This window comes from Halomonas sp. (genome assembly GCF_052095695.1).
In the GTDB taxonomy this organism is placed as follows: domain Bacteria; phylum Pseudomonadota; class Gammaproteobacteria; order Pseudomonadales; family Halomonadaceae; genus Vreelandella.
The window spans coordinates 1-24880 of record NZ_JBQDLQ010000004.1; the positions used below are offsets into that span (position 1 = coordinate 1).

The 24880-nt window shown below is 54.1% G+C and carries 21 protein-coding genes and 1 pseudogene; 7 read left to right on the forward strand and 15 right to left on the reverse strand.

The features are described 5' to 3' along the window. The 3 genes from ACTH5D_RS01340 to ACTH5D_RS01350 form a co-directional block, all read left to right on the forward strand. A partial coding sequence (locus ACTH5D_RS01340; protein WP_441667860.1) for an aminotransferase class III-fold pyridoxal phosphate-dependent enzyme occupies window positions 1-581 on the forward strand: 581 nt, incomplete at its 5' end. Between the two features lie 36 nt (window positions 582-617). After that, window positions 618-2114 (forward strand): CoA-acylating methylmalonate-semialdehyde dehydrogenase, encoded by a 1497-nt coding sequence (locus ACTH5D_RS01345; protein WP_441667861.1) that lies wholly within the window; start codon window positions 618-620, stop codon window positions 2112-2114. A 235-nt stretch (window positions 2115-2349) separates the two neighbouring features. Next, window positions 2350-2970, forward strand: a complete 621-nt coding sequence (locus tag ACTH5D_RS01350; RefSeq protein WP_441667862.1) for a TetR family transcriptional regulator C-terminal domain-containing protein — start codon at window positions 2350-2352, stop codon at window positions 2968-2970. Between the two features lie 14 nt (window positions 2971-2984). Here the strand turns inward: ACTH5D_RS01350 and ACTH5D_RS01355 are convergent, their stop codons facing one another. The 6 genes from ACTH5D_RS01355 to ACTH5D_RS01380 form a co-directional block, all read right to left on the reverse strand. Next, window positions 2985-3611: a LysE family translocator gene (locus ACTH5D_RS01355; protein WP_441667863.1), complete on the reverse strand. Its 627-nt coding sequence runs from the start codon at window positions 3609-3611 to the stop codon at window positions 2985-2987. A 79-nt stretch (window positions 3612-3690) separates the two neighbouring features. Continuing rightward, entirely contained in the window at window positions 3691-4911 is a 1221-nt protein-coding gene (gene hpxO, locus ACTH5D_RS01360; RefSeq protein WP_441667864.1) for an FAD-dependent urate hydroxylase HpxO, read from the reverse strand. A 133-nt stretch (window positions 4912-5044) separates the two neighbouring features. Further along, window positions 5045-7153 carry a TonB-dependent siderophore receptor gene (locus ACTH5D_RS01365; protein WP_441667865.1) on the reverse strand — a complete coding sequence of 703 codons (2109 nt, stop codon included), beginning with the start codon at window positions 7151-7153 and terminating at the stop codon, window positions 5045-5047. 45 nt (window positions 7154-7198) lie between these two features. Then, window positions 7199-8392, reverse strand: coding sequence for an ABC transporter substrate-binding protein (locus ACTH5D_RS01370; protein WP_441667866.1), 1194 nt, complete (start codon window positions 8390-8392; stop codon window positions 7199-7201). After that, complete coding sequence (locus tag ACTH5D_RS01375) at window positions 8392-9177, reverse strand: ABC transporter ATP-binding protein (protein WP_441667867.1); 786 nt, start codon at window positions 9175-9177, stop codon at window positions 8392-8394. The genes ACTH5D_RS01370 and ACTH5D_RS01375 overlap by 1 nt, the downstream gene beginning before the upstream one ends. After that, on the reverse strand, window positions 9174-10232 hold the full coding sequence (locus tag ACTH5D_RS01380) for a FecCD family ABC transporter permease (protein ID WP_441667868.1): 1059 nt from the start codon (window positions 10230-10232) through the stop codon (window positions 9174-9176). Before ACTH5D_RS01380 ends, ACTH5D_RS01375 begins: the two co-directional genes overlap by 4 nt. Before the next feature lie 232 nt (window positions 10233-10464). Here ACTH5D_RS01380 and ACTH5D_RS01385 point away from each other — a divergent pair, with 232 nt between their 5' ends. Further along, window positions 10465-11517: a class I fructose-bisphosphate aldolase gene (locus ACTH5D_RS01385; RefSeq protein ID WP_441667869.1), complete on the forward strand. Its 1053-nt coding sequence runs from the start codon at window positions 10465-10467 to the stop codon at window positions 11515-11517. A 134-nt stretch (window positions 11518-11651) separates the two neighbouring features. On the opposite strand, the gene ACTH5D_RS01390 is transcribed toward ACTH5D_RS01385, so the two are convergent. The 6 genes and pseudogenes from ACTH5D_RS01390 to ACTH5D_RS01415 all read right to left on the reverse strand — a co-directional run bounded on the left by ACTH5D_RS01390 (window position 11652) and on the right by ACTH5D_RS01415 (window position 17583). Next, window positions 11652-12011, reverse strand: coding sequence for an ethanolamine utilization protein EutQ (locus ACTH5D_RS01390; RefSeq protein WP_441667870.1), 360 nt, complete (start codon window positions 12009-12011; stop codon window positions 11652-11654). Between the two features lie 54 nt (window positions 12012-12065). Beyond that, entirely contained in the window at window positions 12066-13385 is a 1320-nt protein-coding gene (locus ACTH5D_RS01395; protein WP_441667871.1) for an NAD(P)/FAD-dependent oxidoreductase, read from the reverse strand. A gap of 108 nt (window positions 13386-13493) precedes the next feature. Continuing rightward, entirely contained in the window at window positions 13494-14744 is a 1251-nt protein-coding gene (locus ACTH5D_RS01400) for an NAD(P)/FAD-dependent oxidoreductase (protein WP_441667922.1), read from the reverse strand. Beyond that, window positions 14733-14894, reverse strand: a pseudogene (locus tag ACTH5D_RS01405) (rubredoxin); the annotation flags it as partial. The pseudogene ACTH5D_RS01405 and the gene ACTH5D_RS01400, both read right to left, overlap by 12 nt. Window positions 14895-14906: 12 nt before the next feature. Continuing rightward, a complete protein-coding gene (locus ACTH5D_RS01410) occupies window positions 14907-16349 on the reverse strand; it encodes an aldehyde dehydrogenase family protein (RefSeq protein ID WP_441667872.1) in 1443 nt (480 codons plus the stop codon). A 37-nt stretch (window positions 16350-16386) separates the two neighbouring features. Continuing rightward, entirely contained in the window at window positions 16387-17583 is a 1197-nt protein-coding gene (locus ACTH5D_RS01415; RefSeq protein ID WP_441667873.1) for an aromatic ring-hydroxylating oxygenase subunit alpha, read from the reverse strand. Window positions 17584-17991: 408 nt separating this feature from the next. Here ACTH5D_RS01415 and ACTH5D_RS01420 point away from each other — a divergent pair, with 408 nt between their 5' ends. After that, the gene (locus ACTH5D_RS01420; protein ID WP_441667874.1) at window positions 17992-19635 is read left to right on the forward strand and encodes a BCCT family transporter; all 1644 of its coding nucleotides are present in this window, start codon (window positions 17992-17994) and stop codon (window positions 19633-19635) included. A 95-nt stretch (window positions 19636-19730) separates the two neighbouring features. Here ACTH5D_RS01420 and ACTH5D_RS01425 read toward each other — a convergent pair whose 3' ends face one another. The 3 genes from ACTH5D_RS01425 to ACTH5D_RS01435 all read right to left on the reverse strand — a co-directional run bounded on the left by ACTH5D_RS01425 (window position 19731) and on the right by ACTH5D_RS01435 (window position 22275). Further along, a complete protein-coding gene (locus ACTH5D_RS01425) occupies window positions 19731-20657 on the reverse strand; it encodes a LysR substrate-binding domain-containing protein (protein WP_441667875.1) in 927 nt (308 codons plus the stop codon). A gap of 546 nt (window positions 20658-21203) precedes the next feature. Next, window positions 21204-22076, reverse strand: coding sequence for a PhzF family phenazine biosynthesis protein (locus ACTH5D_RS01430; RefSeq protein ID WP_441667876.1), 873 nt, complete (start codon window positions 22074-22076; stop codon window positions 21204-21206). Then, window positions 22063-22275 carry a DUF1127 domain-containing protein gene (locus ACTH5D_RS01435; RefSeq protein ID WP_441667877.1) on the reverse strand — a complete coding sequence of 71 codons (213 nt, stop codon included), beginning with the start codon at window positions 22273-22275 and terminating at the stop codon, window positions 22063-22065. The genes ACTH5D_RS01430 and ACTH5D_RS01435 overlap by 14 nt, the downstream gene beginning before the upstream one ends. Window positions 22276-22440: 165 nt before the next feature. On the opposite strand from ACTH5D_RS01435, the gene ACTH5D_RS01440 reads away from it, so the two are divergent. Further along, the gene (locus ACTH5D_RS01440; RefSeq protein ID WP_441667878.1) at window positions 22441-23883 is read left to right on the forward strand and encodes an aminotransferase-like domain-containing protein; all 1443 of its coding nucleotides are present in this window, start codon (window positions 22441-22443) and stop codon (window positions 23881-23883) included. 34 nt (window positions 23884-23917) lie between these two features. Further along, window positions 23918-24874, forward strand: coding sequence for a zinc-dependent alcohol dehydrogenase family protein (locus ACTH5D_RS01445; RefSeq protein WP_441667879.1), 957 nt, complete (start codon window positions 23918-23920; stop codon window positions 24872-24874). Window positions 24875-24880: the final 6 nt, after the last annotated feature.

Sequence of the window (24880 nt, forward strand, 5' to 3'; positions counted from 1 at the left end):
TGATTTTTGATGAAGTCATCACCGCCTTTGGGCGCAGCGGCGCGACCACCGGCGCTGAAGCCTTTGGTGTAACGCCGGATATCATGAACGTGGCGAAACAGATCACCAACGGTGCTATTCCGATGGGCGCAGTGATCGCCTCTAGTGAGATTTTCGACACCTTTATGCATGCCGGTGGCCCCCAGCACGCCGTTGAGTTCACCCATGGTTACACCTACAGCGCCCACCCAGTGGCCTGCGCGGCGGGTTTGGCAGCACTTGAAATGATGGAGCGTGAAAACTTCCCCGCTCAGGTTAGCGCCATTGCGCCTAGCTTTGAGCAGAAGCTGCACGCGCTAAAAGGCCGCAACCACGTTGTCGATATTCGCAACTACGGTTTAGCCGGCGCCATTCAGCTAACCCCCCGCGACGGCGATCCAACGATTCGACCGCGTGATGCGCATATGGCACTTTGGAAAGCGGGCTTTTACGTGCGCTACGGCGGCGATACCCTGCAGTTTGGCCCTCCGTTTGGCACCACTGAGGCCGAGCTAGAGCGCCTGTTCGACGCCGTTGCGACCACCCTGGATTCGTTGGCATAGCCTATTTTTTGATAAAACCGGTTTCGGAGTATAAAAATGAGTGTTATTTCCCACCTGATTAACGGTGAGTTAGTGAAGGGCCAGCGTACGCTGGACGTTACCAACCCTTCAACGGGTGCTGTCATTCGCCAAGTGTCTGATGCCTCTGCGGCCGATGTTGAAAAGGCCATTGATGCCGCTCAGGCAGCGTTTCCCGCCTGGCGAGATACGCCACCGGCCAAGCGCGCGCAAGTTATGTACCGCTTTAAGCAACTGCTCGAAGAACACGCCGACCGCATCGTGCAACTGGTCAGCGAAGAGCATGGCAAAACGCCAGAAGATGCCATGGGTGAGCTTAAACGGGGCATTGAAAACGTTGAGTACGCCTGCGGCGTGCCTGAACTGTTGAAAGGGGAGTATTCCCACAACGCAGGGCCTGGCATTGATGCATGGTCTAACTTTCAACCGTTGGGCGTCGTTGCTGGTATCACCCCGTTTAACTTCCCGGCCATGGTGCCGCTATGGATGTATCCGATGGCCATTGCCTGTGGCAATTGCTTCATTCTCAAGCCGTCGGAAAAAGACCCATCTTCCTCAATGGCCGTGGCTGAGCTGCTTCAAGAAGCCGGGCTACCGAAAGGCGTGATGAGCGTGATTCACGGTGGTCGCGAAGCGGTGGAAACGCTCTTGGACGCCAAGGCAGTGAAGGCTATTTCGTTTGTGGGTTCGACGCCGGTGGCTGAAGCGATCTACACCCGTGGTACGGCCGCTGGTAAACGCGTTCAAGCGCTGGGCGGTGCGAAAAATCATGCGGTGGTATTACCCGATGCCGATTTGGAAAACGCCGCTAATACGTTAATGGGGGCGGCTTACGGTAGCTGCGGCGAGCGCTGCATGGCGATCTCAGTGGCGGTATGTGTTGGTGATGAAACGGCTAATCGTTTGGTCGCAACCATGCTGCCTAAAATCGCGCAGCTAAAAATTGGCCCCGGCACTGAGAAAGGGCTGGATATGGGCCCGCTAGTGACGGCTGAGCACCGCGATAAGGTGCTGGGCTTTATCGACGAGGGCGTCAACTCAGGTGCAACGCTGGTAGCCGATGGGCGTGACCTCACGGTGTCAGGCCACGAGCAGGGATATTTCGTTGGCGGCTGCCTGTTTGATAACGTCACGGCTGATATGCGTATTTATCAGGAAGAGATCTTCGGGCCAGTGCTCTGTGTCATGCGAGTCGGTAGCCTGGATGATGCCATGCAGCTAATTAACGACCATGAATACGGCAACGGCACCTGCCTGTTTACCCGCGACGGCGAAGCCGCACGACGCTTTACCGATGGTATTGAGGTGGGCATGGTCGGTGTTAACGTTCCGCTGCCTGTACCGGTGGCCTACCACAGCTTTGGTGGTTGGAAGCGCTCGCTATTTGGTGATCTTCACGCCTACGGACCTGATTCGGTGCGTTTCTACACGCGTCGAAAAGCGGTTTCCCAGCGCTGGCCGTCAGCTAGCGAAGCGACCCGGGCAGAGTTCTCGTTTCCCGCCAATCAAAGTTGACGTTCCAGGGTAAATAGGACATCTTCTCAGCACCGTCGCCCTGCGACGGTGCTTTTTTAGGCTTTGTACGAAAAGTCGGCGAGCGAAGGTCAGGCAAGGCAAAAAACGGCGAAAAAGCGGAGTTTACGGGGTGTAAATGAGCATTTTGAGCTGTTTTTTAACGCAGCATGGCCGAGCGCAGGCAGTTTTCGTACAAAGCCCAGTGCCTATCTTCGATGTAAGGAACGAGCGCAGCGTGGCAAGAACTCAGGACGAAATTCGCCAGACCAACGTTAAGAAGATTCTCCAGGCCGCGGAGCAACTGTTCGCTGAAAAAGGCTATGCCGGCGCCGCCATGGGCGAAATCGCACAGCTGGCTGAACTTCCCAAGTCCAACGTGCACTACTACTTCGCCACTAAAAAAGCGCTTTACCAAGAGGTATTGCTAGAGCTGTTGGAAATATGGAAGCAGGACGCGCTCTGCTTTGAACTCTACGATGATCCACGCGTGGTGCTGTCTACTTACATTCGCGCCAAAATGACCCACTCCCGCAATCGTGCCCACGGCTCCAAAGTATGGGCGGCCGAAGTCATGCAGGGCGCACCGATCCTTAAAGAGCGCCTGCGCGACAATCTTTACGAATGGGCCAAGCTCAAAGAGTCAAAAATTAGCGAGTGGGTTGCGTCAGGCCAGATTCACCCTGTCGAGCCTTCCTATCTACTCTATATGATTTGGGCGTCCACCCAGCACTACGCTGACTTTGATTACCAAATCTACTTGCTCAATGACGGCCAGCCGCTAGACGACCTGCAGTTTGAAAAAGCAGTGCAGTCGGTGACTACGATGATTTTAAGAGGGATTGGGCTGACGGTATGAGCATTGGCCAGCGATTAGATGGGCTGGCGCATACGCAAAATCGATACGCCTAAACCGATAAAAGCACTGCCCATGATGCGATTGACCCACTTTACTCGGCGTGTGTTGCTCAGCCAGCGAGTGAGATGTTTCGCGAGCCCGCCGTAGGCCATTAAGGTGGCGAATGAAAGCACCATAAAGGTGCCTACCATCATGGAAAACTGCGGAAGTAAGGCGCGCTGTGTATCCAAAAATTGAGGAAATAGAGCAGTGAAAAATAGGATCGCTTTTGGGTTGCTCATGGCGACCAGCAGGCCTTCGCTGAAAAAGCGCCAGTGAGGAATGGGCTTGGCAGCGGTGGATGGTACCGCCAGTGAGCGTTTGCTACGCCACTGGCGAATGCCTAAGTATATCAAGTAGGCGGCGCCACCAAATTTCAGCAAGCTAAACAGCGTTTCTGAGGCATTTAATATCACGCCTAACCCCAACACCGCGGCGCTCGCGAGTATTAGTAGGCCGATAATATTGCCCAGCGAGGAAAGCGCTACGCGCTTTGTTCCACCGGCCATGCCATTGCGCACCGCGACTAAAAAAGCGGGCCCAGGGCTCGCAATGCTGACCAGCGCCATGGCAACAAACAGCAGCCAGGTAGAAAGTGGCATGGTATATCTCCTAAGAGGATAAAACCGATTAAGCTAAGCGCTGATGGCAAGCCCGCACCAATTGAACGTTAACATTTCGCTAGCCCAGTGGCCCGCTGGTAACCGTTGTCTTCAGCCCCTTAATAATGGCTTGGCCATCCTCACGCTTGAGTTCGTCGTACCAGGCTTGCGTTTGGGCGGCGTCGTGCCCATGAATCATCTCCGCGCGCTTACGGGCGCGCTGGACGATCTCTCCCACTCGGCTAACGCGTTGCGCGTCGTACTGCGTCAAGGCGCTGGCAATGGCAGATGAGGTGTCGGTATGTTCTTCTAGTGCTCGCTGCACGACTTGAGCTAGCACCCAGGCGTCTTCCATCGCTTGGCAGCCGCCTTGGCCAAGGTCGGGTGCCATTCCATGAGCAGCATCACCTAGAAGGGCAACACGGGGTGCGGTCAGTGAATCAAGTGGGGGGATATCGTAGATTTCCACACGTGCCATTCGCGCAGGGTCGAAGCGTTCGATAAGCGCCTGCACCGGCGCAGCCCAGCCTGCAAAGTGTACGCGTAATTCATCGCGATAGTGGCTGGGGTCGTTGGTGGTGCCAGCGGGGAGCGGTACATCAAGAAAGCAATAGAACTCCTGCGCGCCTTCGGCATTGCCCCCATTACCCATGGGCATAAACGAGACACGCTTTGCATCGCCGACATACTGATCCCAGTGACTCTGCGGTGCCAAGGCATCATCAGCAGGCACGCGTACATTCCAGTTCACATAACCCACGTATTGGCGCTCAACGGGGTGCCCCACGACCTTACCACGCAGCTTTGAATGAGTACCTTCGGCGACGACTAATAAGTCTGCGTGGAGGCTTTCGCCATCGTCAAAATGCGCAGAAACACCGTCGTGCGTCAGCGTGTAATCATGACAGCGGCGACCAAACTGCACATGCTCGGTGCCTACCGCGTCTAGCAGCATTTGTTGTAGGGCGGCGCGAGAAATGGGGCATGCACGCTGCTCAATCTCTTCAAATAGCGGCGCCAGGCTAAAATCGGTTAAGGGTTGACCGTCATGCGTCAGATAGCGCATCTGGGTGATGTTGCCACTTAAGCCTTCAATGGCGTTACCAAGGCCTAGTTGATGCATGACTTTCACGCCGTTAGACCATATCGAGAGCGCGGCGCCTACTGGACGCATCGTTGCTACGCGTTCAACCACTGTGACCTGATGCCCTTGCCGCTGGAAAGCGAGAGCTGTGCTCAGCCCGCCAATGCCCGCGCCGATAACGAGAATATTGAGAGGCGTAGTCAGGGGGTGGGACATAGCGAGCTCCTTGAAAAATGGGAAGGCACAACGGCTAACGCGTCATATCAGCTGTTACCGCTAACTGTATACAGCGTTAAACCTTAATGTATAAGCAATCATAGTGCCAAGTCAGTCGTTATTTACCTGGGCTTCAAAACCTAACCGATGCCTGTAGGCTGACTTCCAGTGGGTCGCCGACCACTACCCGTGTGTTGCCACCGCTGGAAGGGTAGTAAGTGGTGTCGAACAGGTTCTTGGCATTGAGTTGCAGGTGAAGGGTATCGCCCAGCCAAGGGGTGTCCCAGCCGATAAACGCGTCAGCGACGGTGTAGTCGTCTAATTGGAAGCTGTTGTCTGCATCGCCTTCGCGCTCACCCACATAGCGAACCCCGCCACCTAAGCGCCAGTTGCCCAGTTCAGGCGCGGTTGTTAAGTCGTGCGCCAAGTAGAGGCTGGCGGTATGGCGTGCGGCGTTGGTCAACCGGTTGCCCTGGGTATCTTCGGTGTCTTTGAGTACTTCGGTGTCGGTATAGGCGTAAGCGCCTAGTAGTGCAAGCTGATCGGTCAACTGGCCGGAAACCGTTAGCTCCATCCCCCGTGAACCCGCTTCGCCTACCGTGCGGGTCACACCGTCGTCGGAGACGGCAACATTCTCCTTGCGGATATCGAACAGCGCAACGGCCAACGAGAACTGGTCGTTCCATAGGTGTTTAACGCCGATTTCGCTGCCCATACTGTGTTCAGGGGCCAGCGCTTGTCCGGTATCGCTGTCGGCCCCATTGGGCACAAACGCTTCGCTGTAGCTGGCATAAACGGACGTATCCGGAGTCAGGCGATGCAGCAGGCTGATTGATGGCAGGAAAATATCGTCGCTGGTATCCGTCTCGGTAATGAAGTCTTGACCACTGCCGGAAAACTGCTCGTAGTGGGTATAGCGCCCGCCTAGCCCCAGCGTCCAGCGGTCGTTGAAGTGCCAACGGTCATTGAGATAAACGCCAGTGGTATTGATCTCATCCAAGCGGTTGCTGCGCGAGGTGTTAAGGCTATCGCTATCCAGATTCAGGCCACCGTAGCTCATGTCGTAAATATTTTGATCCGTCACCGCCGTGCCGCGATACACCTCGGCCAGATAGTCGCGGCGACGTTCGTGGTCAATTCCTACGGTAAGGTCGTGGCGCATGCCTGCCAGAGAGGCGGTGCCGCTAGTATCCCAGGCGGTGTACTGTACGCGGCGGTCAAAGCCGATATTGGCATCGGCACGACGTGTTAATGCGCCGCTCTGCTCGTTAACGCTCAATACTCTAGGTTGGCCATCGCTATACTGCCGGCGGTTCCAGCCGTAGGTAAGCCGTGTTGACCAGTCGTGGTTAATATCCTGTTCCCACCAGGCGGTGACGGCTTCGTCGTGACCGAAAACCCGCGACCAGGGTTCATCGAAACGGCGGTCACTCGGTACCTTGGCAGGTTCACCATCAATCATCACCGTGCCGCGATCCAGATCCAAGTCGTAGTCGCGATACTCATGGGAGATTTGTGCACGATTGTCGTGGCCTTCCCAGCGCAGCGAAGGGGCAATAATCGTGCGTCGATCATGACCAAAAACGCGCGCGGAGTCTTCATCTTCATGATGGACGATAAATCGGAAGGCCAGGCCGGTATCGGCAATTGGCCCGGTGACATCCACGCTGGTATTGCCGCCACCCAAGGAGGTAGCTTCGGCGCTGATCTCGCGCTGCCACTCGTACTCAGGGCGTTTGGTGACCAGGTTGATCACTCCGCCAGGATCCTGCTGGCCTTGAAAGAGCGAGGCGGGTCCCTTGAGTACGTCGACATGATCCACCGTCGCCATTGAGAAGGTGCCGCGCGGTTGGCGAATGCCGTCGATCAGTATCGAACCATCGCTGTTGCTGCCGAAGCCGCGTTTGATATAGCCGTCCTCGGTGCCCCCCATGTTATTACCTGCGGTCACCCCTGCAACCATCGCCATTGCTTCGTCCAAGCTGTCAATGTCATGGTCGGCCATCACCTGGGCGGTGACGGTCTCTACGGCGCGGGCCTCTTCTAAAAACGACACCGGCTGTTTGCTGGCAAGGCTTGAGCGCTGGGCACGATAGCTCTGCGGAGCCACATCAGCGAGCCGGTCTGAGGTGACGATTAGTGTTTCTGGCGCGGTCTCGTTGGCCTGTTGTGCATAGACATCGGACAGTGGGTTCAGCAGTAGCAGTGGCGAAAACAGTGCAAAGGTTCGGGAGCGCAACATGGTCGATACAGATCCTGTTATTGTCAGAGGGGAGTGGGCCAAGGATTATGGAGCGTTGAGTGCGCCCCAAAAGTGATCCTCGTGACTTAGCGCTGGCGTGATAGGTAGTAGCGCATTGAAGGTGGCGGCCGGATCAAGGTCAGTGAAGTGTTCGGGATAGAGCCATTGGACGATACGTTCGAGCGCTACAATGGCGAAAGGACCCTGATGAAAACCATGCCATAGCGCATAAAACTGTCCATTCTGAACGGCGTTAAGATGCTTCCAGCCGGGAAGCGATTGGCTCAGATGCCGCAAATCCTGGCTAATATCATCAGCACTGATATCAAGTCCAACACGCACACCATCGCCCGCTGTCCACTGTCCCGCGGTATTGAGGATGACGTCGGGTGGGTGGCTGAGCACCCATTCATTACTCAGCGTTGCCGATGCGCCGGGGATTAATGCATCGGCGAGATTATCGCCACCTGCCCGGGCCACTAGGTCGGCTAGCCCGTTTCTTAGATTGGTACGGCAGCAGTCCACTTTCACCCCAGGGGCGACGTTGATTAGGACGGTGGGGGCATTGGTGGGCTGTTCCGCCAGCTTCAGGTCTGCCAAGCCCTGGTCGATACGCGCCAAGCGTTGTTCAATTAGGGCAATCATTGCGTCGGCCCGGGGCATCGCGTTCAAGGCCTCGCCTAAAAGCGCAAGGCTTTTGGGCGTGTTCTCCAGCGGGTGGCGGTTAAAGTCGATAAACAGATAGGCAATACCTAGCTCGTCCAGTAGCTGCGCCAGCGGAGAGCCTTCGAAGTTGCTAACGCGCGCGAGATCAAGCAGTACTAAGTCTGGGGCCAGATTAAGCAGCGCTTCGCTATCGAGCTGGGGTGTCGGCGCGTTTGAAAGAGCGGGCAGTTGATCAAGTGCAGGCCACTGAGTGATAAAACGTTGAGCCATGGCGGGGTCAAATACGGTCAGCGGATAGGCCCAGCCCGCTAAGCGCGGTGTTGGGTCATCCAGTAGTGTTGCCAAGGCATAAAGCTGGCGTGGCTGGGTAAGAAACAAGCGTGTTGGCGGTGCTGAAAGCGTTACCTGACGCCCGGCAAGATCAGTCAGTGTTTTAGGAAAGTCTTTAGACGCGGCCGCCTGTGAATCGGTTGCCCAGCAAGCGGCAGCGATTAACAGGCTCATCCAACACAACAAATTAATAGCCAAGCGGCGCACCGAATGATCATAAATGGTGGTTGTTGATATAAACATTACAACGGCTCGCTGACGCGATCACTGAGCACAAGTGGCCGCCCCAGCGAGCATCGCTCGACCCGTGACTCGACCCCATAGGCGGTGTGCAGTACGTCGGGGGTAATCACCTCGTGAGGATCACCTGCAGCCAGTAGCCCGCCGTTACCAAATAGCAGCACTTGATCACAAAAGCGTAGAGCTAGGTTGATATCGTGGATGGCCATTAGGCAGACCGCCTGACGCTCCGTTATCACCGAGCGCACGGTATCAATCAGCGCCAGCTGCCAGCGCAAATCTAGCGCGCTGGTGGGCTCATCCAGTAGTAATAGTGCGGGCTGGCGGGCGATCGCCTGAGCTAGGCCGACCATTTGACGCTGCCCGCCGGAGAGCTCACTCAATGGGCGCAATGCTAACGGGCGAATGGCCAGTGCATCGAAAACGCGCTCGATTAACGTGTCTATCTCTGTACGGCCTAGGTCGGGGCGCACGGCACGACAAGCGCTCAGTACCGCTTCGTAGGCCACTAACGTGGTGGCCTGAGGGAGTGTTTGCGGAAGATAGCCCACATGACGCATCCGCGCGGCGCCACTGAGGGGGGTGAGGTCGATATCATTAAGCTGCATACGTCCGCGGGCTGGCTGTAAACCCGCGATGGCTTTTAACAGGGTCGATTTACCCACCGCATTGGGCCCCAACACTGCGACCAGTGAACCGGGTGGCAGTGTGGGCAAGCTTAGCTGCTCGAAAACGCGCCGTTTGCGGTAGCCGGTCGTGACGTTGCTGAGCGTAAAGCCTGCTTTCATCGCGCGCGCCCCCGCAGCATGATTAACGCCATAAAGAAGGGAATGCCTACCAGCGAGGTTACTAAGCCCACAGGCAGCACCAGCCCATCGACCAGCGTTTTACTGGCGATCGACGCTAGCGATAGCACCAGCGCCCCCGCCAAGGCGCTGCCCGGTAAGTAAAAGCGATGATCTTCACCCAATGCCAGGCGTGCCATATGCGGGCCGACTAGCCCAATAAAGCCAATGGTGCCCACAAACGCGACTGCTGCAGCGGCGAGCAGGCTCACTCTAAGTAGCGAGATAAGTCGCAAACGCTCAACCGCAATCCCGAAGCTGCGCGCATGTTCATCACCCGAGCGCAGTGCTGTCATCGCCCAGGCGCTGCGCAACGAGAAAGGCATGCAAATGGCTAATACCACTGCCACGATGGCCACCGTGTCCCAAGAGGCGCGTGACAGGCTTCCCATCGTCCAGAACACTAATTGCTGTAGCGCATCGGGACTAGCGATGAGCTGCAAAAGTGCCACCAGCGCGTTGAGTACAAATACCAATGCGATGCCGAATAACACAATAATCTCACGGCTGGCGCCGTAGAGACGAGATAAAGCATTGATAGTCAGCATCGACGCCGCCGCAAACATAAAGGCCATTAAAGCGGTGGCGTAGTGGGTGTTTAAACCAAACAAGGTGAGATTGAAAACAATGACCAGCGAAGCGCCTAGGGTGGCCGCCGCACCAACGCCCAGCGTGAACGGGCTGGCTAGCGGGTTATTCAGCACCGTTTGCATTTCTGCCCCTGCCAGCCCCAGCGCTGCGCCTACCAGCACTGCCATGAGTGCGGCAGGGAGGCGGATTTCCCAGACAATGGCTTGTTGAATCGGCCCTTGGGACTGTGCATCAAAAATCAGCGTGATCAGTTTACTAAGCGAAATAGATGCTGGGCCGGTGGCGATATCGGCAAGTAGCGACAATACCAACGCGATCGCTAAGCCTGCGACGATCAATAGGCGAGTAACAATAAAGCGCCGATAGGTGGATGCCAACGGAGCAGCAAGTGGCGAAGAGGCGGGCATTGTGAAGGTGTTTCCAGGTGAGAGCGAAAAGCTATCAGACTTAGTCTTATTTGCGACTAAAACTCATTCGTGATTGTATTTTTATCCTTTAGTCGTAGCTTTGTCAACCGCAGGGAAACCAAGCGTTGCCTGATTGCGGTGTGGTTGCCGCTATGCTCTATTGAACGGCTAGGCTCTATTAAAGCAGTATCTGATCCGCGCTTACTTTTCAAAATATCTCAAGGACTTCATTATGATTGATATAGCCGCGCTGCTAGGCAGTGATGCCGATAGCTTGCTTAACCATACGTGTCAGGGGGTTCGTCGAGAGGACTTGCATCTCCCTGGCCCTGATTTTATTGATCGTGTGATGGCCGATAGCGATCGCAGTCCTGCGGTGCTGCGCAACATGCAGGCGTTTTTTGATCACGGGCGCTTGGCGGGCACCGGTTACCTTAGTTTGCTGCCGGTAGATCAGGGTATCGAGCACTCGGCAGGCGCTTCCTTTGCACCGAACCCGCGCTACTTCGACCCGGCCAATATCGTTGAGTTGGCCATTGAAGGGGGCTGTAACGGCGTGGCATCAACGCTTGGCGTACTGTCGTCTGTTGCGCGGCGTTATGCGCATAAGATCCCGATGATGTTGAAGCTCAACCACAACGAAACTCTGAGCTACCCGGCGATATACGACCAAACGCTATTTGCCGATGTGGAGCAGGCCCACGATATGGGCTGTGTGGCGGTGGGGGCGACGATTTACTTTGGCTCCCACGAGAGCCGTCGGCAAATCATGGAAATTAGCGAGGCTTTCGAGCGCGCCCACCAGTTGGGAATGGTGACGGTATTGTGGGCGTATCTGCGCAACCCTGATTTCAAACAGGGTGGCACCGACTATCACGCCTCTGCCGATCTAACCAGCCAAGCCAACCACATGGCCGCCACCCTTAAAGCGGATATCGTTAAACAGAAACTGCCTGAGAATAACGGCGGCTACAACGCGGTTGGCTTCGGTCATACCCACGATAAAGTGTATAGCGCACTGACGACTGATCATCCTATTGACCTAGCCCGCTATCAGGTCGCCAACTGCTTTATGGGGCGTGCCGGGTTGATTAACTCCGGCGGCGGCTCTAAGGGGCATTCTGACTTGGGTGAAGCCGTGCGCACGGCGGTGATCAATAAGCGTGCTGGCGGCATGGGGCTAATTTCTGGGCGCAAGGCGTTTCAGAAACCCATGCAGGAAGGCGTCGACCTGCTGCATGCCATTCAGGATGTCTATCTCTCCAAAGACATTACCATCGCCTAATCTCACGCGCCCCTTCGATGGCTTTTGCGTAACCGAAGGGGTGTTGCCATTACGTTATTGATGTATTTCAAAAACGCCCCTTCCCACCTCATCCGTCAACGGTTCTTATACTTTAAGGCTATCGGGGCGGTTGCCTATAGGCCATTTAGCATCTTCCAGTTACCCGGATAAAGGGCGTAGCCAAACAATGCATGGCCGCTATAGGCCAGTTCAGTGCCCTCAGGAAGCCATAGCATTTGCCCAGGAGTGACGACATGTTGCTCACCGTAAGCTTCAACCTGTAATGCGCCTTCAAGCACGAATATAATCTCGTCGTATAGAAGTGTCCACGTAACGTGCGCTCCCTCCCAACGAGCAAATCCGGCTCCCATCGTCTCGCTTATCGAGGCATCGATGGTACGGCCAACCTCAGCATGGCCGGGTGGTCCACCGCGGTGAGTAAACACGGTGTCGCGATAATCGAATTTCCTAACGCGCTGTGCTTTATCAGGCATATTGAGCTCTCCTTTGGGGGTTGTGTGAAGCGCTAGCGATTGCGAAAACTTTGCTTAAAGCTCACTGCGGCTCGCCCAGGCTGCCTGTTTCATGCGCATGCTTACGCCGATGCTTAAGATAGGCTCAGGTGGGTTAAGGGCTGGTTTGCCGGATATTGCCAGCATGTCGGCTAATTGGCTTGAGTTCTGGCCAGTAGCAAGCTCGGCCAATAATTTACCAGAGATAGTTCCCCTTGCGGCCCCGACACTTTGATGTATGCCGGACATCCAGGCGCTATCGCCTACTTTGCCGAAAAAGGCCGTGTAATTACGTGAGAGTCCGCAGGCTCCTCCCCAAGTGGCGATGAAAGGCACTTGGGATAACGATGGGTAACGAGCGTCGAAAGATTCTCGGTGTCCTTGGCGAATACGTTTACGTTCTGCAAGATTGTCGTGATAGCGCGGTACGAAACGGTACTGGTTGCGGACGATAAGCTGGCGTCCCGGCGTTAAGCGTACGGTCGTCCCTGCGTGGTCTGCTGGCGTTAGCCCAAAGTGATGGGGCGCTCTTGAAAACAGCGTCATTTCCTGGTCTGTTAGAGTGCGAGTCATGCTCGCAAACGTCATCACCGGCAACATGCGGTGCTTAAGAAAGCCGAATTCTTGTGAAAAGATGTTAGAGCCGAGTAGTAAGTTGGTGGCCTGTACTTCACCTTCTGGAGTGGTCGCGTACCACTTGCCATTGTGGCGCGTTAGGCTGGCTACGGGGGTGTTTTCGTAGAGCTCGACATTGCTTGGCAATGACTCACTAAGACCGCGCACCAAAGCAGCAGGCTGCATCAGTGCTGTATTGGCCGTATAGATCGCTGCGACATAGTGACGAGTGCCTAAAATTGGCTCTAGCTCGTTTCTATCCAGGCGTTTGTAGGGATAACCACTATCACACAGCAGGCGCTCGTAATGATTAAGATATTTGAGGCCTCTCTCTCCTACAGCCCCTTGGTATTTGCCTGCCAGCGACCAATCGCAATCAATGTTGTGACGTTCAACTAGGGCGGCTAGATCGCTCACCGCCGATTGATTAAGAGACAGTAATTTTTGCTTACGCGCTAAATCGTTATCTTCCAGATCACGTTTGTGCGGTAAATCAATGACAAAGCCCGTGTTACGTCCGGAGGCCCCTTGGCCTACCCGTAGGCCTTCTAACAATATTACCCGCTCGTTAGGCCGTAGCTCGGCAACGCTTCGAGCCGCCGCAAGCCCAGTAAAGCCTGCACCAATCACCAGCCAGTCGGTTTTTTCGGTACCGCTTAGCCGCCGCGCCGGTGCCGGTGTATCGAGTAATTGATACCAGCCATTGCAGTTGTCGTCACGGGGAAGAATTGCTTGTGACATTTTTAGCCTCCGCTGTGCCACGGCACAACGTTAATACCGGCTAACACCGGCAAGATAAAAGAGGGCGGCGCCAGTGACACCGCGCAAAGTAAGCAGTTTGACCCAGATTTAGGCAGCCTGATCAACGCCACAGGCTTTGATCCATGCACTTCGTTGAGCCATAGCGGCTTCACCTACCAGGGCAAAACCGAGCAGCCGTCCAGCCGTGTCATAACAACCTGCCGTGATGCCGTCTTGCGTGGTTTCTATTTGCCAATTCCCGCTGTATGAAGGTACGACTACGCAAATAGGCGCTGCGGGCGTTTTAACCATGACGGGCATGACGGGGTAGTAGGCGGCTGTCGGGGAGCCGGACAGCGTTGCTGCCAGTGCCCGCAGCCCTGCATTGATTGGGGCGAGGTAAGGTAACAACTGGTGATTGATCTCCACCACGTCCCCCAGGGCATAGATATCAGGCAACGAGGTTGCTAGATACTCATCCACTCGGATACCTCTGCCACAGTCGATGCCGATTGACTTTGCAAGTCCGGTGTTAGGCGTTAGCCCTACGGCGCTGACCACCAAGTCCGCTTCAAGTGAGCTGCCATCGGTCAACATCAGACGATAGCCATTGGTCTCAGAGGCGACGCTATCCACCGAGCACGACAGGTGCCAGTTCACACCAAGATTAGAAAGCGCCTCGCGTAGCACTTGGCTGCCTTGTTCAGGCAGTAATCGCGCCAATGGGCGTTCGGCTAGGCCAATTACGTCGACCTTATGTCCGGCATTCGCCAAATCGTTGGCAAACTCGCAGCCGATCAAGCCGTCACCGATGATCGCCACCCGTGCGCCGTTCTCAAAGGCATCAAGTTGTTTACGTAGGGCGGCATAGTCACCACGGTCATTAACGGAGAGTAGTGCGTTCGGCTCTCCGTTAACTGGAACGCGAATCGGTGTAGCACCGGTGGCAATGACTAGCTGGCCATATGCCATATCTCCCAGCGGGGTGATCAGACGTTTGCCATCGACATCAATTCGCTCAACCGGGCAGAATGCGTGTACGCGTATACCTAGCCGCGTCTCGATAGACCACGTCGACTCATCCAGCAGTGCCTTGGCATCCTTGCCTAGCGCTAAGGCATTGGATAGCGCTGGCTTGGAATACAGGCCACCGTCATCGGCGGTAATCACATGGATTTCGCGTTTACTATCCCGATGACGTACTGCTTCGGCCAGCCCATAGCCTGCATGTCCGCTCCCAATAATCACCAGAGGCCCCATGGCCGCCGCTGAAAGCGTTGCCACATCGGCAATGGCATCGGCTAAGGGAGCCGTTGCAGTAGAGGCAGGAGGAGACGGTTCATCGGTGATTTCAAGCATCTCAAAATCTGCTTTTCCTACGCCGCAGTCCGGGCATAGCCAGTCGTCAGGAACATCTTCCCAGCGAGTGCCGGGAGCGATGCCATCACTGGGCCAGCCTTCGGCCTCGTCGTAAATGAGCCCACAGATGATGCACAGCCATTTCTTCATGAAAAAACTCCTTCATGCGTCTTTAAGACGTATGGCGATATTGCGGGTTTGAACATAGCTGTAGAGTGCTTCCTGGCCCTTTTCACGTCCAAAGCCAGATAGCCCAACGCCACCGAAGGGGGTTTCGATACCACCCGCAAACCACTCATTGATAAACACTTGGCCGCCTCGTAAACGGCGAGCTGTGCGTAGCGCGCGATCGAGATAGATATCGAAGACTCCAGCTACCAGACCGAATTTAGTGCCGTTTGCCAGCGCCACCGCTTCGTCTTCTGTGTCGAAAGGGTGAATGACCAATACGGGACCGAAGACCTCGTCCTGGAAAATCTCGCTATCCACCGCAACGTCAATGAGTACCGTTGGTTGCATGAAGTAACCGTTAGTGCCTGACACGCGCTCGCCACCCGTTACACAGGTGGCACCTGCCGCAATGGCTCGCTGGCACATGGCTTCAACCTGTTCAAGCTGGTCGCGAGATACCAGAGGTGAAAGCCCCGGATTCTCGATGCCAGGCCCAATGGATAGTCCTTCGGCAAGTTTGCAGACGCGCTCGACAATGTCGTCGTAGCGCGAGCGGTGCACTAGCAAGCGCGACATGGCTGAGCAGACTTGGCCAGCGTTAAAGAAGATGCCTGCCTGGACACTGTCGATGACCTGTTCGATATCAGCATCGGCATGCACAATCGCAGCAGACTTACCGCCTAGCTCCATAACGCTCGGCGTGGCCCGTTCGGCAGCATCGCGCAATATGCGCTGACCTGTAGGGACTGAGCCGGTGAAGACAATCTGGTTGGTATTGGGGTGTTTGACTAGGTGAGCGCCCACGACTGAGCCCTTGCCGCAAAGCAGGTTGATAGCCCCGCGAGGAAGGCCTGCCCGCTGGCAGGCGGTCGCCAAAAAAGTCATGGCTAACGGCGATATTTCAGGCGACTTAATCACCACTGCATTGCCAGCCGCGAGAGCGGGTGCCAGTGAACGTGCACAGATTGAAGGAGGGAAGTTCCATGGCACAATCTGTACGGAAACGCCCATCGGCTCATAACTGGTGAAGTCGATATAGTCGTTACCCAGCGGAATTGAGGTGCCTTCGATCTTATCTGCCATGCCCGCGTAGTATTCAAAATAACGAGCGGCTTCTTCGAACTCGCCTCGAGCCACCTCGAGTGATTTTCCGTTCTCCCGACAAAGCACCAGCGCGGCGTCTTCGGTTAATGCTTTGATTTCCGAAGCGATGGCCAGCAACCAGGTGACCCGCTGGGCTGGGCTTACGGAAGACAGTGTGCCGGCAGCGACGCAACGCTGCGCGGCGGCCATGGCAGCATCAGCATCTTCTACGCTAGCTTCGGCGATCTCAGCGTAGACCTCTCCGGACGCTGGGTCATCAATCTTGATGAAGGTATCGGCGCCCTTCCAGGCGCCATCAATGTAGTTATAGTAGCGTTCAAGTGTGTGCATTGGTGTAACTCTAAAATAGCGTTTGGGGCAGGCTTGGCTAGGCTATCTCGGCACTGGGCGCTCCGCGCACACGCCTGGCCACCCATTGATGGAAAAAATGCGTGGGATGGTCCAGCGCCGGCGAGAATACGCCGCCTTGAAAGCCTGGCGATAATCGACCTCGCTGCATTCCCTCGACGGCACCAATATCTTCCCCGAAGACAACTCTCCACGATTCCAGCGTAGAAGTACGGCTAGCGGCATAAGTATCTTTGGTCGCCTCATCGCCAACGTAGTAAACGCGTAAGTGCTCAATAGTTTTACCTGCACTCACCGGCTCCAGCATCATGGTAAAAGCATGGTCGGCTTGGATGCCCAGCAGTACATTAGGAAAAAAGGCGACATACTCGGCGTGCTCAAGTTTATCCTGAGGCCAGGACGGGAACTTGGGAAGCTGCGTACCGGCCACATTGGAGAGCCGATAAGCTAGGCTTCCTTGCCCTGAAAAAGATTCGCCGAACTGAATGTTGTAGTGATCCTCAAGGCGTGAGTAGCTATTCAGGCTTGGGTGAACCCAGGGCAGATGATAGCTCTCGCAATAGTTCTCGACGGCAAGCTTCCAATTGCAGTCGACGGTGATTTCTAAATTCCCGCCCATATTGGCGCGGCGCAGTAACGCAAATCCATCATTGCCAATGAAACTTGTCCACCGCTCTTCCAGTGGCGCCACGTGCTCGTTAAAGTCTGTCGCCTGTCCATCAAGATTGATGAATATCATGTCCATCCAGACGGCGCTGCGTATTGGCTTTAGGCCATGTTGCTCGCATTTGAAGCCATCCACCTTATGTTGGCCAACACCACCGATATGTGGAGTACCTTTTAAGTTGCCATTAAGATCGTAGGTCCAAGAGTGATAAGGGCAGCGGATGACGCCCTGAACTTCGCCTTCCTCGGCCACAAGCTGCATGCCGCGATGACTGCAAACATTGTGAAAAACTTGGGTCTCGCCATCTTTGTTGCGCATCAGCAGCAGCGGCAAACCCATAAAATCGACAGGCTTAACGTAACCGTTTTTGACTAAGTCGCTGGCAAACCCAAGACAGGCCCAAGTATTGGCCATGAGTTTTTCACGTTCTTCAGTAAAGAAAGCATCGCTGATGTAAGCGGTATTAGGCATGCCTGTCGCTTTCTCAATGGGTACAAGTACTTTATCCAGCAGTTGTGCAGGGATTAGGGAAGAAGTCATGGTCGTCATGAAGGCCTCGTGGCTTGGCGTTACATTATTTATTTTCAGATTAGCCACCGGACTGAATACACTTCAGTGGGCCGGTTGGTAAGCCTAGTCTGGTAGTAACCCTGTTTAGCAACAATCGATTAATTAACATCCTCGAATGATAATTTCTCATAAGAAGGTAAAGGTTAAATAATACTTAACTATTGTGCGGTTCAGGTTTTGAAAATTGAGATTTTGAGAGTTGAAGTAAGTGATGAGATAAAAGGGGAAGAGGTAATGAATGCTAAAACCTCATGCATAGATGATAAAAAATACATTGTTTGTATCGTTAATATTCTCCAGTCTTTTGCCCCGCAATGGCTCACTGTGCACATTGCTAGACCATGACGGCACAATCACAACACTAATAAAACAATTAAGGTACACGCCATGCGTGCAGAAAACGGGCTATTCAAAGGCCTTAACCCCACCGTGACTATTGCCTCTAAGGTCATTGTTATCGGCTTCGTTATCTTTTGCGCAGTACTCGCCGACAAGGCCGGGTCTGTTTTTCAAGATGCTTCAACAGTCGTGCTTAACAATGCCAAATGGTTTTATCTTGGCTTAGTGAGTGCGGTGCTGTTTTTCCTTCTTTACTTAATGATCAGTCGTTTTGGCCATATTCGCCTGGGTAAAGATGATGAGAAACCTGAGTTTAACTTTCTTTCTTGGGTCAGCATGCTGTTTTCTGGAGGTATGGGTATCGGGTTAATATTCTGGTCGGTAGCGGAACCCATGCTGCACTATGCTGACAACCCCTTCACTCAAGGAATGAGCGAAGATTCGGCGTCCATGGCCATGCGTTTAACCTTCTTTCACTGGGGGTTACACCCATGGGCCGCTTTCATTATCGTCGCCCTGTCGTTGTCCTATTTCGCTTACCGTAAAGGGCTGCCATTAACCTTGCGCTCTATTTTCTATCCGTTTATTGGCAATCGTATATACGGCCCTATTGGTCACACTGTCGATATTTTAACAGTCGCTATCACGGCGTTTGGCGTATCTCAGTCATTGGGGCTTGGAGTGATCCAGATGAACAGCGGACTAAATAGTGTCTTTGGCCTGAAAATAGGTATTGGGGTGCAAGTGTCTATGATCGCCTTAGTCATGCTTTTTGCTATCGTATCGGTGATGTCCGGTGTTGGGCGTGGCATACGGCGCCTCTCTGAATGGAATATGATTATGTCAGTGGTGATCGTCCTTGTGGTGCTGGCCATTGGTCCTACTCGTTACATACTCAATACGTTGCTACAGAGCACCGGCGACTACCTTAACAACTTAATTGGAATGAGCCTTTGGAGCGATGCGAACGCTGACAGCGGGTGGCAGAATTGGTGGACAGCCTTCTATTGGCCGTGGTGGATGACATGGGCACCCTTTGTGGGCATGTTTATTGCGCGAATTTCCCGGGGGCGCACTATCCGAGAGTTAATCGGCGGCGCTCTGATTGTACCGACGCTTGTCACATTCGTATGGATGTCGGTTTTTGGTGGCAGCGCATTACATGAGGAGTTGCAGGCTCTCCATATGCATGAGCAGACAGCCGGCAGTAGCCAATCCATAGCGGATGGTGAGTTTGTGGGAGGCACTGTTCTACAAGCAACCAATGAAGATAATACGCTGGCACTATTTGCCCTGTTCGAAGCGCTCGATTCCGGCGTAATGGGGAGAGTCTTGTCATTGCTGGCGGTGCTCTTGCTGGCTACCTATTTCATTACGTCAGCGGACTCTGGTACGTTAGTGCTATGCATCCTGGATAGCGCGGGTAGCTCAGAACCCCCTCAAGCCATTCGAATATTATGGGGCGTGGTCATTGCATGTATTGCGAGTGCGCTCCTTTACGCGGGAGGCTTGGAAACGATCCAGACAGCATCAATTATCGCTGGGTTGCCCATTGCCATTTTCATTTTGCTAATGACGATTGGCCTTTACCGAACACTGCGCCGTGAACCTATGGCTGCTGCCATGTTGCCTCCTCAGGCGCGGCCCGATAGTGATAGGCTTGACCATGCTAGTGGCCAGTCAGATGTTTAATGAGCACTCTTGCTTTCAGTCTAGCTAAATAGGCTTGTCTCTACCGCAAGCCCTGAAATACACAGTCAGAGGGCTTGCGGTACATATCAGCTCACTTAGTTTAGGCCCAGGTCACCTACTTCTTTTGGCACGGTATCCATCAGCCACTCACGGAAAGCGCGTATACTGGCGGCTCTTGAAGGGGATTCGGTTGGTTCTAACAAGCAGAAGCGTGCCTCAGTTCGCAACACAGTATCAACAGGGCGCACCAGTAGGCCTTGCTGCAAATAGTCGTCGACCAGTTGACTCCAACCTAACGCTACCCCTTGGTTGATAATGGCCGCCTGAATTAACATTGAGTAGCTATTAATATTAAGGCGCCGGTGTGGCGCTCGATACTCCAGGCCTGTCTGTGTAAACCACTTTTTCCAGCTCACCCAATCCTGGTCTGCACCTTCCAGGGACAGTAGCGTACAGTTCAACAATGTACTGGGGTCATTAAAGGGGCCATGGCGCTCTAGGTAGGTAGGGCTGCATACCGGGAACACCTCCTCGTAGAATAACGTTGTGGCTTGCATCCCCGGGGGCGTCTGCCAGCAGTAATAAAGCGCGATATCAAACTCGACTCGCCGCAAATCCCGGACTTGTTCGAGTGCAACAATGCGTAAATCAATATGCTCATGTGCTTGCTGAAAAGCGGCAATTTTTGGCAGCAACCATAGCGATGCCATGGCGCTTGAGGTGGCAACGGTGATTTGTTGCGTCCCTTTCCAACTACGCACTTCCTCTGTTGTTGCTGCGAGTTCCGTCAGTAACTCACGAATGGCTTGTGCATATTGCAGGCCACTGCCGGTGAGTCTGATGCTACGGTTGGCGCGCTCAAATAGAGGCTTTCCAAGGTAAGTCTCTAGGCTATGTATTTGGCGACTGATAGCTCCCTGGGTGACGGAGAGTTCATCGGCGGCATGAGTAAAACTCTGATGACGAGCAACTGACTCAAAGGCTACTAGGCTTTTGAGTGGGGGGAGTGGCGAGATTTTCATTATTTTAGCTGTCGGTAGTCACGGTTTTTTGCCATAGGGTACGCGTTAGTAAAATAGCGCGCTTCAATAATATGCATCGCATTCACTATACATTTTAAATTTAAACGTTAAATTAGTCTCTAGCCGCATAAAAAAAATACAATAACCCGGTTCACCCTAGTAGTTGCTGTGACGTGATAGGAGCTTGGCTGATATGCGTTATGAAACTGCTAGCACTAGGTGTGAAATATGTTCGGGCACGTTTTAAGCTAGTGGTATTATGCACAACGATTTTACCTTTACCAGCTGCATGAAAGGTCATGTAAGCTTCCAGGCCCTGGATGCTTTGCCAAGCTAATCGCTTACGTTACTAAGTTAACTTGATTAGTTTGGGGTGGCGTGCCCAAGCACAGTTCAACTAAGTTAGCCAATAGTCGCAGCCTAGCTCTACTATTGAGGAAGATATGCGCTAAATGATAATATCCATCGTTTAACCCATTGCTTACTACTGGAAGAAAAGCTGATCCAGGGTTAGCGGTGTTGACAAATAAGCGGACACGCTGCTTGTTAACCACCCAAATAAAACTCGCTTTTTCCCACCACTACCGCATGTCCTCCCACTGTTGCAAAACCGGGTGTGATGTCGCCATTAGCGGCGGTGTAGATAATACTGGGCCGACCCATCTCAACACCCTGATGAATTTTGCACTGCAAGGCGTCAGTTTGAAGTGATGCCAAATAGCCGGTGAGGGCGGCCGCTGCGCTGCCGGTAGCGGGGTCTTCGCAAAGACTGGCGTGCATACAGAACATGCGGCTATTAATAACCGTCTCTGCCCCGTCGTGTTGTTCAATCACATACAGATACACCTGCTCGGCACTGCTAGGTATCACAGCGCTCGCCCAGGCACTCGTAGAGATATGTACGCTCTCTAACGCCGCCACGTCAGTGAGTTCAATTAAATGAAAGGGCAGTCCGAAGGAGGCGACTACCGGATCGCCGATTACCTGATGGATGTCTAGCCCAAGTAGCTCAACGGCAGTGAGGCGATCAACCGTGCTTTCTGTCAATATGGCGGACTGGGCAGTGGTAAACGTTGCCCTTGTCTGGTGATAACTAACGGATAGTTCGCCGATAGGAGGGTGTAGCACAATGCCTTGCGCTTGGTTTACTAGGTTCAACTCCGCTAGTAAGTGCGCAGTGCCTACCGTAGGGTGGCCGGCAAAAGGTAGTTCGCGCGTCGGCGTGAAAATCCGCATAGGGTAGTGGTTCGGCCCAGTGGAGGCGCTCAAAAACACTGTTTCAGCCAGATTCAATTCACTGGCAAGCGCTTGCATGGTGCTGGTCTCAAGCGCTCCAGCATCTAAAAACACAGCCAGTGGGTTACCGGTAAACGGCTGATCGGTAAAAACGTCCAACAAATAATAGTCAGCGTGATTCATACGACTCTCCTTCAGGACGTGAGTGTTTCCAAAATGGCTTTTGTCCCTCTTTTTTCGCTTGTTCTCGGCTGAAGCCGATATCTTCCAGTAACCGATCATCCAGCGCTAATAGCTGTCGGCGGCTACGGCGATAGTGGCGATAGGAGAGAAATTGGTCGCGCAATTGATAGCAAAGCTGAGTGAGGCTGATACGAGGCATAGCGGCTCTCCTTACGAGTGATGTGCTTAATCAGATTACTCAGGGCTGCGGTTTCAATACAGATATAGGTATTTTTATTTTTAAGATACAGATGCGGTGTTTTATACGTCTGTATGGGCTATAAATAGCTGTCTGTATTGTTTTCAAGTTGAAGGGGTAAGTGTCGTGACGCGCTATGAAGAGGTAGCCACCATATTGCGGGAGCGTATCGAGCATGGCATTTATCGTGTGGGCGATCGTCTGCCGTCTATTCGCGCGGTTTGCAAAGAGCTGGAGGTTAGTATTTCGACGGCCCAGGAGGCCTATCGGCAGTTGATGGATGTGGCGTTGATCGAGTCGCGGCCAAAGTCTGGCTACTTCGTGCTGCCAAGCCGGGCGCCGTCAGTGTTGCCGTCGGTCTCTCGCCCGGCGCAGCGGCCGCTAGATGTTTCCCAGTGGGATCAGGTGCTGGAATTGGTGGCGGCACATCGCGATGAACGTCGGCTTCTGTTAGGGCGTGGCGCGCCAAACGTAGAATACGAGTCGCTACGCCCGTTGTCGAAAATTCTTGCAGGCCTACATCGCTGTCATGACCTTATCGGCTTCAATTACGACAAGTTGGATGGCCGGCTTGAGCTTCGCCAGCAGGTGGCGCGATTGGCCATTGCCTCCGGTTGTCTGCTACACCCGGATGACATCATGGTAACCACCGGCTGTCAGGAAGCACTGAGCATTTCACTGCGCACACTCACCCAGTCCGGTGATGTGGTGGCCGTGGACTCGCCCAGCTTTTATGGCACCATGCAGATTCTCAAGGCCAACGGCTTAAAAGCGCTGGAAATCCCCACCGACCCGCAAACGGGCATCAGCCTGGAGGCCCTTGAGCTGGCGTTGGATCAGTGGCCGATTCGCGCCATACAGGTCACGCCCACCTACAACAACCCGCTGGGCTACACCATGCCTGAAGCACGCAAGCGGGCGCTATTTCAACTTGCCCAACGCTTTGATGTAGCGATTATCGAAGATGATATCTACGGCGATTTGTCATTCTCTCTGCCCAGGCCACGCACCGTGAAATCCTTCGATGACGATGGCCGTGTCATGCTGTGCAGCGGTTTTTCCAAAACGGTGGGGCCGGGGCTGCGGGTGGGCTGGCTGGCGCCGGGCCGCTACCGCGACCAGGCGATGCATATGAAATATGTCTCTACCGGTGCCTCGGCGACGTTGCCGCAGCTGGCGATGGCAGAGTTTATCGCTAAAGGGCATTACGAGCGTCACCTTCGCTACGCCACCCGCCAGTATCAGCGACAGCGCGATATCATGATCAGTTGGGTGCAGCGCTATTTCCCTGAAGGTTCTGGCATCAGCTACCCGCACGGGAGTTTCCTTCTCTGGGTAGAGTTGCCCGCCGCAGTGGACTGCGTGCGTCTAAACGAGCGCATGGCAAAGCAGGCCATCCACGTGGCGCCAGGCTCGCTGTTTTCCGCCTCGGGCAAGTTTCGTCAGTGCCTACGCCTGAGCTATGCGTTTACGTTAACCCCTGCCATCGAAAACGCCGTGCGAACAGTGGGGGAGCTTGCCACCGAGATGGTGGAAGAAGCGCAGGCGCATGAGAGGGGTATCATCTAGGTCGATCAGAGAAATTCTCATTTTCGAGGTATCTATGCGGCGTCATGCTCTTACCTATCGCGCGTTCGGAACGCCGCTTGAAACATTAAAAATGGAAACAACGGCAATGCCCAGCATGAGTGAGGGAAAGCTCAGGGTGAGGATGCTGTGTGCCCCGGTTAATCCGTCAGATCTGATTCCCATCACCGGTGCTTATTCGCATCGTATAACGCTTCCCGCCGTCGCCGGTTACGAAGGGGTCGGTCGAGTTATCGCCGCTCCGCATGAATATTCTTATCTCATCGGAAAGCGAGTGCTCCCATTGCGAGGTGATGGCACTTGGCAGACGATTGTAGATTGTGATCCAGCGCTCGCAGTGTCTGTTCCCGATAACATTACTGACGATGTCGCGGCGCGCGCCTACATTAATCCCTTGGCGGCCCTCACCATGCTTGAGAATTGGCCTGTAAAGGACAAGCGTGTGCTGCTTACTGGCGCTGGATCAAATTGCGCTGAATATCTTGGGGCATGGGCCTATCAGCACGGCGCGAAGGAAGTCGTTGGCATATACCGTTCCGATAGTAGAGTGGCGCGCCTGGAGAAAGCCGGTATCAAGCCCTTATCCATACAGGATAGCAGGCAGATTGCGTATGTTGCGGGTCAGTCCGACGTGGTATTTGACGCTTTAGGTGGCCCAGTCGCGGCAGATATACTGCGATCAATGGCCCTTGATTCGACGTTTATCGCCTATGGACTATTGACTGGGCAAGCCGTCCAATGGGGTGTTAGACCTTGTGCCCGCTACAGAAGGTTTCATCTTCGCGATAGTTTGGCCAGGATGTCTGCAGAAACCTGGCAGCAAAAATTCTTATCTATCTGGGGCCTTTTGGGCCAGACAGATATGCCGAGTTACCAAGTCGTTCCCAGCCAGGCGTGGCGCCAAGCGGTCGAGATGGCGCTTTGCCCGAGTAACCAGAAAGTGCTTTTGGACTTTGCTGACTTAGCTCAATGATGGTGA